The 10668-nt window shown below is 65.6% G+C and carries 11 protein-coding genes; 5 read left to right on the forward strand and 6 right to left on the reverse strand.

Annotated features, from left to right (window positions below; genetic code table 11):
* Nucleotides 1–205: 205 nt before the first annotated feature.
* From ACYVRZ_RS12350 to ACYVRZ_RS12360, 3 genes are read right to left on the reverse strand one after another with little or no spacing between them, the layout of a single operon-like run.
* A complete protein-coding gene (locus ACYVRZ_RS12350; RefSeq protein ID WP_461227285.1) occupies nucleotides 206–1144 on the reverse strand; it encodes a glycosyltransferase family 8 protein in 939 nt (312 codons plus the stop codon).
* Entirely contained in the window at nucleotides 1144–1959 is an 816-nt protein-coding gene (locus ACYVRZ_RS12355) for a glycosyltransferase (RefSeq protein WP_461227287.1), read from the reverse strand. Before ACYVRZ_RS12355 ends, ACYVRZ_RS12350 begins: the two co-directional genes overlap by 1 nt.
* The gene (locus tag ACYVRZ_RS12360) at nucleotides 1956–2696 is read right to left on the reverse strand and encodes a lysophospholipid acyltransferase family protein (RefSeq protein ID WP_461227289.1); all 741 of its coding nucleotides are present in this window, start codon (nucleotides 2694–2696) and stop codon (nucleotides 1956–1958) included. Before ACYVRZ_RS12360 ends, ACYVRZ_RS12355 begins: the two co-directional genes overlap by 4 nt.
* Before the next feature lie 170 nt (nucleotides 2697–2866).
* On the opposite strand from ACYVRZ_RS12360, the gene ACYVRZ_RS12365 reads away from it, so the two are divergent.
* The 3 genes from ACYVRZ_RS12365 to ACYVRZ_RS12375 all read left to right on the forward strand — a co-directional run bounded on the left by ACYVRZ_RS12365 (nucleotide 2867) and on the right by ACYVRZ_RS12375 (nucleotide 5283).
* Nucleotides 2867–3913 (forward strand): polysaccharide deacetylase family protein, encoded by a 1047-nt coding sequence (locus ACYVRZ_RS12365; RefSeq protein ID WP_461227291.1) that lies wholly within the window; start codon nucleotides 2867–2869, stop codon nucleotides 3911–3913.
* A gap of 77 nt (nucleotides 3914–3990) precedes the next feature.
* Nucleotides 3991–4797, forward strand: a complete 807-nt coding sequence (locus tag ACYVRZ_RS12370) for an HAD family hydrolase (RefSeq protein WP_461227293.1) — start codon at nucleotides 3991–3993, stop codon at nucleotides 4795–4797.
* 105 nt (nucleotides 4798–4902) lie between these two features.
* The gene (locus ACYVRZ_RS12375) at nucleotides 4903–5283 is read left to right on the forward strand and encodes a fluoride efflux transporter FluC (protein WP_461227295.1); all 381 of its coding nucleotides are present in this window, start codon (nucleotides 4903–4905) and stop codon (nucleotides 5281–5283) included.
* Between the two features lie 297 nt (nucleotides 5284–5580).
* On the opposite strand, the gene ACYVRZ_RS12380 is transcribed toward ACYVRZ_RS12375, so the two are convergent.
* A complete protein-coding gene (locus ACYVRZ_RS12380; protein WP_461227297.1) occupies nucleotides 5581–7158 on the reverse strand; it encodes an ATP-binding cassette domain-containing protein in 1578 nt (525 codons plus the stop codon).
* A gap of 68 nt (nucleotides 7159–7226) precedes the next feature.
* Between ACYVRZ_RS12380 and ACYVRZ_RS12385 the strand changes: the two genes are divergently transcribed.
* Nucleotides 7227–8150, forward strand: coding sequence for a hypothetical protein (locus tag ACYVRZ_RS12385; protein ID WP_461227299.1), 924 nt, complete (start codon nucleotides 7227–7229; stop codon nucleotides 8148–8150).
* A gap of 92 nt (nucleotides 8151–8242) precedes the next feature.
* Here the strand turns inward: ACYVRZ_RS12385 and ACYVRZ_RS12390 are convergent, their stop codons facing one another.
* The gene (locus ACYVRZ_RS12390) at nucleotides 8243–8689 is read right to left on the reverse strand and encodes a threonine/serine exporter family protein (RefSeq protein WP_461227301.1); all 447 of its coding nucleotides are present in this window, start codon (nucleotides 8687–8689) and stop codon (nucleotides 8243–8245) included.
* On the reverse strand, nucleotides 8686–9453 hold the full coding sequence (locus ACYVRZ_RS12395) for a threonine/serine exporter family protein (RefSeq protein WP_461227303.1): 768 nt from the start codon (nucleotides 9451–9453) through the stop codon (nucleotides 8686–8688). Before ACYVRZ_RS12395 ends, ACYVRZ_RS12390 begins: the two co-directional genes overlap by 4 nt.
* Nucleotides 9454–9591: 138 nt before the next feature.
* Between ACYVRZ_RS12395 and ACYVRZ_RS12400 the strand changes: the two genes are divergently transcribed.
* Nucleotides 9592–10491, forward strand: a complete 900-nt coding sequence (locus tag ACYVRZ_RS12400; protein WP_461227305.1) for a DMT family transporter — start codon at nucleotides 9592–9594, stop codon at nucleotides 10489–10491.
* Nucleotides 10492–10668: the final 177 nt, after the last annotated feature.

A 10668-nucleotide genomic window follows, 5' to 3' on the forward strand; every position in this document is an offset into this window, starting at 1 on the left:
TCATGCGCCATGACCCGCGTGGTCATGTTCATGGCGGTGCGGGCAATCATGTTGTTCAGGCTGTAGCGCCAGGTGCCGCGGTTGGACACGAAGGCGTTCAGTAGGGTGTGTTCCTCTTCCGGCGCCAGGGTCGGGTCGTTGACTTCGACTTTGGCGTTGAACTGGCCAGAGGCCACCGCGTCTTTGATGTTGGCAATCACGGGGTTCATAGCTGAACGCCACCTTCCTTAGCGGCCACGTTGGCGAAGGTGACCGGCTGTGTGCTGATGCTTCGCGCCAGCTCGATCAGGTTGGCCTTGTGCTGGTGATCCGCCGCCACCTGCGCTGGCCCGAAGGCGGCCTGGGTGGCGCGAAGCGCGGCGCCGGCCGCCGTGTCGTCGGCCGCCGCCCAGAACTCGCTTTCGTGGGGGACGCCTTGGTAGTGCCAGGGCTTGTCGAACAGGTTGTAGTGAATCAGCTTGGGTTGGGCAATTTGTGGCTGTTCGCCTTGGACGTTCCAGGCCGGGTCCAGGTGCAGCAGGCGGTTTTTGGTCATCGCGTTGAGGTAGTCCTGATCCGGGGCCAGGCTGCGGAAGTGGTAGCGGTTCAGCAGGTTCAAGAAGGCCGTGGCAAAATTGGCCTGGCGCATCGCGGCGAGATCCATCAACAGCACCCCGGAGTTGACGTAATCCGCCACCGGCAGGCCGATCGCCTGGGCCGCGTAGGTCGCAGTCTCCGGGTTGGCCGCCATGAACGGGTCGCTGACCGCCCCGACCAACGCGCCGTCAAGCGGGGTGTTGAACAGCTCCGCCACGTCGGCCAGCACCACGGTGTCGGCGTCAAGGTAGATCGCGCGGTCAAGCTCGGGGAACAGCTCCGCGATGAACAGCCGAAAGTAGATGGTCAGCGTGAAGTAATCCGCTCGCAGGGTGTTGCCGTGGTCGTCGATTCGCGCCTTGAACTGGGCCCCGATTGAGGCGAAGGCGATGTGAACATTGGGCGTGGCCTGGGCCAACAGGAGCTCACGGTGCGGCGCGGTCAGGTGCTCGGTCAGAATACGCACCTGGTACTCCCGCGTCGGGTCGGCATGCTGGGCCAGCGAGTGCAGCGCCACGGTCAGCGGCCCTGCGTAATTGTCATCGACGGAAAAGAAGATCGGGATCATCAAAGTCCCTCCTTTGTGTAGTTGGTCAGGGCCGCAAAGTCTGCGAGCAGCGCATCCTGGCTGTGGTCGTGCAGCGTCTCGTGCATGGCGGCCACGTCCCAGGGCTTGACCGTCACCGGGTGAAACCACGGCCAAAAGTGCAGGCGCGTCGAATAGTGCATGAACACGGTGTCTTGGTGGGGGCCGTGCTGGTCGTTGGCCCAACGCGGCGCCAGCCGAACGTGTTGCGCCAGGTTATTCAACGCGCTTTGATCCGGCATGAAGTAGCGCTTGGTGGCCAGGGTCTGCCGGCACCGCGCGAACAGCCCGGTGCGGCGAATCTCTGCGAGGTTCAACAGCAGTACCCCGGAGTTCAGGTAGTGCAGGTGCCAGCCGCGGCGGAAGAACCACTTGCCGTAGTGGTCAAGGGTGCCGACGACCTCGAGTGCGGTGAGGTCTTGGCGGTAAAAGGCGCCGGGATCTTTCATGCACACGACGTCAAAGTCGAGGTACAACAGTCGGTCCGGCAGCGGCAGCAGGTCGGCGTAAAGCCGCAGCATGCAGTAGGGCGTGAAGCGCGTCGCGAGGTTGGCGGTGGGAGGCGCGGCGTTGAACGGCTCGGTGACGTCCAACAGCGTCACGCGGTGATCCGCATTGAACCGCCGCAGCATCGCCTCAAGCCGCGGGGCGACGGCCGGCGAAAGCGGCGTGAAGCCCTGGATGCCGGCCGTCAACAAGTAGATGTGAAGCGGTGTGTTAACCTGCCGGGCCAGCGCCAGGCTCGCCAGCGCGATGCCGGTTTCGGCCCGGGCGTCTCCGCAGAATAGAATGTTCACGACTCTTCCCTCCGGTACAAGATGTGCTGGGTGGTGCTTGCGGCCGCCCGGGCCAGCATCGCTGCCTGAACCTGGGCGGCCAAGGCCGCCTGCCGCGCCGCCTTGCTCAGCGCCGGATCCGGCCAAAACGGGCCGTCGATGTAGACGGTGGTGCCAGGGTCTTGGTAGGTGGTGGTGAAGGCAAAGCTCGGGCGGTCGGCCGCCACCGGGTAGTGGAACGAACCGGGGCGAAAGGGCCGAATGCCGGTGTAGTACGGCCAGACATGGGCTTCGGGGTAAATCGCGACCGCGCCGCCTTGGCCCAGCGCCGCCTGCAGCGCCGCCAGGAAGCGCCGCGTCTGGGCCTTGGTCTGCGGCAACACCAAGGCGCGACCGTATGGCAACAGCGGCCCCAGCACCGGCACCTTGCGGTTGGCGGCGCTGGCCAGTGTGTATACCGGTTGCGTCAAAAGCTGCATCGGCAGGAACGGATCGCCGATTTCTTGGGTGTGGTTGCCGTAGAGAAATAGGCTTTGACCGCGGTAAGGCGCAAGCGCGGCCAGATTGACGTAACGCACATGCAGCTTGTGGTGCCAGTACCAGCGGCCGAACAGCCTGGCCCCGCGGTAGACTGCGGCGGTCACAAGCCGCTCAGGCAAGGTGGTGCGAGCAAAGCGGAACTTGTCGGGTAACGCCGGCTCCGCCTGGCCCGGCGCGATGACATCGTCGGTCAGGTCGTGGTAGCGAATGATTCGCATGACCGCCCCTCCGTTTCTAAGTGAGTGCTCACTTTACTCTCAATATTATACCGCCGTGAAAAGCATCGTCAACGTTTATGAAAATCAGGCGCCGCTTTCACCGCGGCCGGGTCGCGGTGAGGGCTGGTGCTTTGGGCCCGGCGTGGTATCCTAGAAGCGGAGGTGGCAAAATGTCGAGAAGATGGGTGAAATGGGTTGCGCTGGTGGCGGCACTGGCGGTCGGTGTGGGTCTTTGGGGGTGGCGTCACGCGCTGGAGGCGGCGCCAAAGTCGCCCGCCAACCGCGCGACGGCTTCAAGCCAACCCAAGCGCCGGCCGGCTAAGTCTGCGGCGGCCGACCAGGCGTCGCCCAGTGGCGAAAAAGGACAGGCCGACGTCGAGCTTGGCAAGGCCAGCGCCGCGGCGAAGGCGGCCAAGGCCTTGCCGGCCGGCCAGTCCGCAGCCGCGAAGGCGAGCGGCGCGAGCCAGTCCGAGCAGGCTGCGGCGACCAAGGATGTCGCCACGCCAGCGTTGCCCAAGGGTCAAAATCACGTGGCGGCGGCCGATGCCTACGCAACACCGGCGCAAAGGGTGCATGACGACCTCTTTGCGCCACTTGATGCTAAGCGGCCCAAGGTGGTGTATCTGACCTTTGACGATGGGCCGAACCTGACCATGACACCGCGGGTGCTTAAGGTGCTGGAGAAGGCCAAGGTCCACGCGACGTTTTTCGTAGTTGGCTCGCAGGTCACCAGTCGGACCGCGGCCGTGCTGCGGCAGACGGTGACGCAGGGCAATGCGATTGGGCTGCACAGCTTCAGCCACACTTACGGCTTTGAGGAACGCGGCAGTGCCGCCGAGACCACCCGCGAGGTGACCCGGACGCTGGCCGCGGTGCGGCAGGTGCTCGGGGCCGGGTTTGCCACCGGTGCTTGGCGCTACCCGGGCGGTCACATGTCCTGGCACACGCTCGCCGCGCCGGACCGGGTGTTGACAAAGGCCGGGCTTGCCTGGATTGACTGGAACGACGCGGTGGGGGATGCGCTGGGCGCAAGCGGTCCCCACTCGGTGGCGGGGTATCTCGCCTACCACCAGCATGCGCTTGACGCCTACGGTCAACATAACACAACGGTGGTTTTGATGCACGACGCCGCCGGCAAGGAACTGACGCTGGCCACGCTGCCGAAGCTGATCGATTGGTACAAGACGCACGGCTACCACTTCGGCGTGATTGGCTGAAGTCGGGCTTGACCTGTAACGCGTTACAGGTGCCATACTGGTGAAAACGGCGGCCTGGCCGCAAGAAAGAGGTTCCAATGATTCGCATGATTTTCTCCGACATGGACGGCACGCTGCTCGACGACCACGGCGACGTCACCGCCACCAACGCGGCGCTGATCAGAAAGGCCGCGCTGCCGGTGACCCTGGTGTCGGCCCGGGCGCCGATTGAAATGGCGGCCGCCATTGACGCGCTTGGCTTGACCGGCCCGCAGATTGGCTTCAATGGCGGGTTGATCTACCAGCCGACCGAAGATGGCTACCGGCCGCTGGTGGCGACACTGATGGTGCCGGCCACCGCCAAGGCCATCATCACCGCGGTTGGGGCCCGCTTTCCGGGCGTCAGTCTGAGTTACTACACCGCGACGGACTGGTTTGCGCCGCGCATGGACGCGGGGCTTGAGCACGAGGTGGCGGTGTCGCACCTGTACCCAACGATTCGACCGACCGCGGCAGTGCTTGCGCAGCCGGACCTTGCGTTCTTCAAGATCATGATGATCGCGCTGGACCCGGCCGAGCTGGTGCGACTTCAGGCGTTTTTCACCGCGCAGGGCTGGCCGGACATCGCCGTTCAGCGCTCCGGCACCGCGTGGCTTGAGGTGACCGCCGCCGCGGCCCAAAAGTCGACGGGCATCCGCTACATTCTGGACCGCTTCGCGCTGGGCCAGGCGGAGACCGCGGCCTTCGGGGACGGGCACAACGACCTGCCGATGTTTGAGGCGGTCGGCCACGCCATCGCGATGCAAAACGCGCTGCCTGAGATCAAGCAGCGCGCGGACGCGGTCACCGCGGCCAACACCGAGGACGGCGTCGGGCGCGGCATCTGGCAATTTCTGATGCCGTGAGGTATACAGCTCGTAACGCGATGGCGATGGTGTGCGCCTAGGACCAGTTGATGACACCTACCTGATATGAGGGTAGGTGCCATCTTTTTTTACGGAGGTGCGATGATGATGACAACAATTGATTGGCGCAACACGGCGGCGGTGTTCGGTGGCGGGGCGGTTGGCGGCGTGCTGCGCTACGGGCTGAGCCTGGGGTTGGCCGACACCACCACGCTGATGGGAACCACGGCGGTCAACCTGCTGGGGAGCTTCGGCCTGGCGTTCTTGACCGCCGCGACACTGCACCGCTGGCCGCTTGCCGACTGGGCGAGCCTGGCGCTTGGCACCGGGCTGATCGGCGGCTTCACGACGTTCTCGACTTTGATGATGAAAGTCGGCCTCGGCCTTGCCGCCGGCCGCTGGGCGGTTGCAGTCGTGCTTGTGGTGAACCTGCTCGGCGGCCTGGCCGCGGCCGCGCTGGGTCAGCGCGTCGGGGGCCGGGCGTGATCGCCTTAGTCGCCCTGGGCGCGGGGCTGGGGGTGGTCATGCGCTACCTGCTGGGCTCGACCGGACTCGGGCTCCTGGCCGTCGGGCTGGGCGGGTGGCTCGGGGGGCTGCTGTAGCGGTGGCCTGCGCGCGAACGAGACCCTACCGTCTTCGGTCGAGCAGCTTTGGCCACGCGCAAAAGGCGGTCGCCACGCGTTGCCCAGGTTTGGGAAACACGCAGCGACCGCTGTTTGCTTGGCGTGAAGTGCAACTTGCGGCCCGCCTCATTTTTTTTGCGCCGAGGCGCGATTGCTTCGGTCAGCTTCGGCCGGTGACCGGCGTTAGCTCGTGGTTCAACGTCAGCTCCGAGACGTGGTCGCGCGCCAGCAGCTGGCGGTCGTAGTGATGCGCGACCTCAATCACGGTCTGGGGCAGCCGGTACAGCAGCTCGCGAATCGCGGCTGCGGCCTGGTCGTCCAGCCCGGCGGTGATTTCGTCCAAAAGCAGGACCGGACGTTTCCGCAGCAGCCCGCGCGCAATCGCGAGGCGCTGCTTCTGCCCACCGGACAGCGTGGCGGGGGCGACCAGCCGATCCAGCGGCGCGGGTCCCAGCTGGTCGGTCAGGCCGACCTGCGTCAGCACCGTTGTCAGCTGCTGATCGGAGAAGGCCTGGCCCAAAGTCAGGTTCTCGCGCACGGTGCCGGCGAAAATCCAGGCCTGCTGGGTGATGTAGGTGACCGCCTGGGGGGTGGCTGGCTGGTCGTCGATGGTCACGGTGCCGGCGGTCGGCTTCAGGCGGCCTGCAATCAGGTTCAGCAGGGTGGTTTTACCCACCCCGGACGGCCCGGCGATTAGCGTCTTCGAGCCGGCGGCCAGGCGCCGAGTAGTCGGTGCCAGCACCTCTTGGTCGCCGAAGGTCTGGCTAACGTCGTCAAGCACCACCGTGCCCGGTCCGGCCGCAACCGGCGCAGGGGCCGGCGTGGCGTCAACCTGGGGTAGCTGGCGCAGCGCGCGGGTGCCGGCCAGGCCGCTCCAGCCTGCGACCACGGCGCGAACGCCGGCCGTCACGTGGTCGGCCGACAGCTGAAGCGTCAGCAGCGTGGCAATCGTGATACCGAAACCGCCGTGGGCCATCAGCAAAAAGCCGATTAGCATCGGGGCGAACAGGCCGAGCACCGCCATCAGCGCCGTCGCAAACTGCGCGGTGTACTGACGTGCGGTCTGCTGCTGCAGGCGTCGTTCGCTGAGGGCCAAGGCCGCCTTGACCCGGGCGAAGAACGTGGTGGCAGCCAGGTACTGCTGCAGCTCCGGCTGGCTCTGCAGCCAATCCTGCGCCGCGGCCAGGGTCTTGGCGTTGGCCGAACTCCACTGTTGCCCCAGTCGTACCAGCGACTTGGTGAAGGCGAGCATCGGCAGCATCGCTGCTGCGGAGAACGCGATGAAAATCAGCCCCATCAGCCAGTTGACGGTCAGCACGAACCAGGTGGAGACCAGGGTCATCGCCGCGTTTTGCATCAGTCCGACCACGGCCTCGAAGTAGCGGGCCTGAATCTGGGCGGCGTCATTGGTCAGACGGTTCGTGCCCGCGCTTTCGGCCTCGCCGCTTGCCGCGCTGGCCTGGAGCATCTGGGTTTTGAGCGCGACGTTCCAGCGGTAGATGGCGGCCTGCTGCAGCAGGTTCAGGATGTACCCCGCAAGGTACGTGCCGGCGTACAGCGCGATGGCCACGCCGATGTAGCGCAGCCGCCCGGTCAGGTCGACGGTAGTGAGGTTGGGGACTTGCCCCAGCACATAGCCGTTCAGGACGCCCTCGAAGCCGCCCAGAAAAGCGAACAGCACCAGTGCCAGGCTCAAGCGACGCGGCAGGTGACGGTAAAGCCAAGTGAAATCAATCATATCAACATCTCCCTTTCATGCCCGTAGTTTAGCTGGTAGACTGGAGGCACAACGAAAGGGTGACAAAAATGGCACAATCGATCGGGAGCTTTATCCGTCAGCTGCGGGAGGCGCACGGCGTCAGACAGGCGGTGCTCTATGCAGCCCTGCTGTCGCCGCGGCAGGCGATTCGCTTCGAGGCCGGCGGCTCGGTGCGCGCCGACACCTTGCTGACGCTCTTGCGCCGGCTGCAGGTCTCGGCCGCTGCCCTGCAGGCGGCATGTGGACCGCTCGATGAAAGCGTGGACGCGAGCATGCGCGCCGCTTTGGGCAAGCTGGCCGCGTGGGGGGACTGGCCGCTAACACCAGCGGAACAAGCGGCGGTGCTGGCGGCGCTGGCAAGCGACGATGCGTTGACGCTGCCCCTGATTCAGCGTATTGGGTCCTTGGTCGCGCGCTTCTCGCCGCTGCCTTGGGCGAACTACCGCCGGCTGTGGCACAAGGCCCAAGCGTTCCGGACGGCACCGGACTACCCAGAGGTGGCACTGGGACTTTGCATCGACGTCGGGTTTGCGGCGCTGTTCGGACGGGAGCCGGCGATTGCGGCGGACTTTCTGAGCCGCGGGCAGGACGTGCTGACCGGGGCACTGACAACCTGGCAGGCGCCGCTTTTGCCACGTCTGCAGTTCCGGTTCTTGACGGCGATTGCCGCGGCCATTCCCGCGGGTCAGGCGACCGCGGCCGCAGCGGGGGACGAACTGATTGCCGGGCTGCGGGTGATGGGCGAGACGCAGCTTGCCGACGGTTTCTTGGACAACCGGCGCCACATCCTGACCAGCTTCGACCTGCACCCGACCTGGACCGAGTCGGAGCTCGGGGTCGTCGCACGGGCGATGGCCGAGGCCAGACGCCGGGTGCCGGGCCTCGATGTCGCGGACTACCAGCGTCAGCTGCCGGGACTAGATGCGGCGCTTGCCGGCCGGCCGCTGAGCACCTTTGAGCACGTGTCCTGAGCACGCCGAATCGGCGCCTGACTCGAGCTTGTTCCAGCAACGGGCGCAAGCCGCGACACAAAAATAGCAGGTGACCGCAATGGCGGTACCTGCTATTTTTGGCCGCTGCGCCTAGCCAGTCGGCGCAGCGCGTTGAAGCTGGCCTCGGCGATGACGAAGCCGACCGCCAGCGCGATGGCAATCGTCAGCGTCTTGGTCAGTCCCTGCTGGGCCGCGGCCTCGCGCCCCAGGGTGAAGTCCTTCATCGACATGTAGATGATCGCGCCGGGCACCAGCGAGACCAGGCTTGGGATGTACATCACGTTCACCGGCGCCTTGACGCGGATCGCGAACAGGTTGGCCAGCACGCCGATGGTGACGCCGGCCATCAGGTTGGGCAAGATCACGGCGTGGGTCGCGGCGGTCAGCGCGACGTACACCAGCCAGGAGGCGGCGCCGGTGATGCCGGCGGGCAAAAGTGTGCGGCGGGGGATGTTGGTGATGATGCCAAAGCCGACCGATGAGGCGAAGCTGATCAGCGCGTGAATCAGGTAGGTCATAGCACGCCTCCCAACAGCCCGTGGGCCAAGGCGTTGCCGACCACGACGCCGGCGCCGATCGCCCCGGCGACCATCACGGCGTCGACGGCGCGCACCAGGCCGGAGATGGTGTGCTTGGCGATCAGCTCCCGCAGCGAGTTGGTGATCGCTACCCCCGGCACCAGCGGCATCAACGCCGAGATCACGATGTTGTCGGCGGAGGCGCCGAGGCCGGCCAGGGCCAGGGTGGTGGCCAAAAAGCCGATGGTCAGCCCGCCGACTCCGACGGCGATGTAGGGCGTTGCGGTGTGGCGGCCGGTCAGCTGCGCGGCCAGGTAGCCGGCGATGCCGACGCCAAAGGCCAGCGCCAGGTCGCCCCAGGTCGCCTGAAACAAAAGCATCGGCGCGACCGACACCAGCCCGGCGCCGAGGATTTTTTGCGGCCAAGTGTAATCGACGCGCTGGCGCTCGACGTCGGCCACGCCGCTTTCAAGCGTCGCCCAGTCGATGCGCCCGGCGACGAAGCGGCGCGACAGGGTGTTGATGGCGTCGACCTTGCGCAGGTCGAAGTCCTTGGTGCGCACCTTGACCAGGTGGGTCGCGGTGTCGAAATCCGCGTCGACGAACAGCGCGGTCATGGTCGCGTGGCAGGACACGGCCAGGCCGGCGGCGCGGCCGATGTACTCGACGGTGCCCTCAACGCGGCCGGTTTCCGCGCCGTTTTCCAGTAGTAGCTTGCCGACGCGGCCGCACAGCGCGATGATGGCCTTCTCGTTGGTGATCATGGCGGCGCCTCCTTTCCGGGTTCTGACTATACAGTATAAGGGCGAGGGGACCACGGCGCAAAAAAATTTGGCCGCGGCCGTGCCGCGCCTGGGGATTGGGGGTATCATAAGGACCATTGAATTCAAAGGGGTACCGGCATGACGAATCGGCAAAAAGGTTTGGTTTTCGCAATTATGGGGCCGCTGTTGTGGGGGCTTTCGGGCAACGTGGCGCAGTGGTTGTTCGCCCAGCCCGGCATCCGCCCCGACTGGCTGGTGGCGGTGCGGTTGCTGTTGAGCGGGGTGATGCTCCTGGTGTACAACCTGCTGACGCAGCGGTCCGGGATGCTCGCGGTGGCACGAGATCGCCGCTCGCTGCTCGGCCTGTTCGTCTTCGGGGTGTTCGGCGTCGTGATCTCACAGTTCACGTACTTCACCGCCGTGGCCGTCAGCAACGCGCCGACCACCACCGTGATTCAGTACCTGGGGCCGGTGTTCATCATCGTCTACCTAGCGCTGCGTCACTGGCGGTGGCCGCGGCGCATCGACCTGATTTCGATTGCCGTCGCCTTCGTCGGCGTGGTGTTGTTGGTCACCCACGGGCAGTTGACCACGCTGGCGCTGTCGCCACAGGGCCTGTTGTGGGGGCTGGCCGCGGCAATTGGGGCGGCGGCCTACACGCTGATGCCGGTCGGGCTGCTGCGCCGCTATAACGCGCGGCTGGTGACCGGCTGGGGGATGCTGTTCGGTGGCGTGATTTTGTCGCCGGTGCTGTGGCTTCAGCCCGGACCACGGCTGACCTGGCCGCTTGTGCTGGGCATCGGCTACGTCACGATTTTCGGAACGCTGGTCGCTTACCTACTGTACCTGGAAAGTCTGCGCTTCGTGGCCCCGACCACCGTGGCGATGCTCAACGTGTTCGAGCCGCTGTCGTCGACGGTGATCGCCATCGCCTTGTTTCACGCCCACTTCGGCTGGGCCGAGGTGCTCGGCGGCCTTTTGGTGTTGAGCACCACCTTCCTGCAGGTGCTGCCCGATCGCAGCCACCAGCTGAGCTGAGCCTCGATTACGCCAAAAACCGCGCATCGCCGGTGCAACCGCCAGATTTCGGCTCTTCGTCAAGTGGAGTTGATACAGATTTATGAGAGTGTCTGGACCTTAATTGGTCCGGACGCTCTTTTTGATGCCGTTTGGTTTGAACCAGACGCGCTCCAAGAAAATGCGGTTGATGAAGTT

Source organism: Lacticaseibacillus suihuaensis (assembly GCF_054785075.1).

What these genes read in the sequence shown, in the direction of transcription:
- ACYVRZ_RS12400 (WP_461227305.1), top strand. Translation starts at nt 9,592, where the DNA reads ATGACGAATCGGCAAAAAGGTTTGGTTTTCGCAATTATGGGGCCGCTG.
- ACYVRZ_RS12375 (WP_461227295.1), top strand. Translation starts at nt 4,903, where the DNA reads ATGATGACAACAATTGATTGGCGCAACACGGCGGCGGTGTTCGGTGGC.
- ACYVRZ_RS12370 (WP_461227293.1), top strand. Translation starts at nt 3,991, where the DNA reads ATGATTCGCATGATTTTCTCCGACATGGACGGCACGCTGCTCGACGAC.
- ACYVRZ_RS12395 (WP_461227303.1), bottom strand. Translation starts at nt 9,453, where the DNA reads ATGATCACCAACGAGAAGGCCATCATCGCGCTGTGCGGCCGCGTCGGC.
- ACYVRZ_RS12360 (WP_461227289.1), bottom strand. Translation starts at nt 2,696, where the DNA reads ATGCGAATCATTCGCTACCACGACCTGACCGACGATGTCATCGCGCCG.
- ACYVRZ_RS12365 (WP_461227291.1), top strand. Translation starts at nt 2,867, where the DNA reads ATGTCGAGAAGATGGGTGAAATGGGTTGCGCTGGTGGCGGCACTGGCG.
- ACYVRZ_RS12390 (WP_461227301.1), bottom strand. Translation starts at nt 8,689, where the DNA reads ATGACCTACCTGATTCACGCGCTGATCAGCTTCGCCTCATCGGTCGGC.
- ACYVRZ_RS12380 (WP_461227297.1), bottom strand. Translation starts at nt 7,158, where the DNA reads ATGATTGATTTCACTTGGCTTTACCGTCACCTGCCGCGTCGCTTGAGC.
- ACYVRZ_RS12385 (WP_461227299.1), top strand. Translation starts at nt 7,227, where the DNA reads ATGGCACAATCGATCGGGAGCTTTATCCGTCAGCTGCGGGAGGCGCAC.
- ACYVRZ_RS12350 (WP_461227285.1), bottom strand. Translation starts at nt 1,144, where the DNA reads ATGATCCCGATCTTCTTTTCCGTCGATGACAATTACGCAGGGCCGCTG.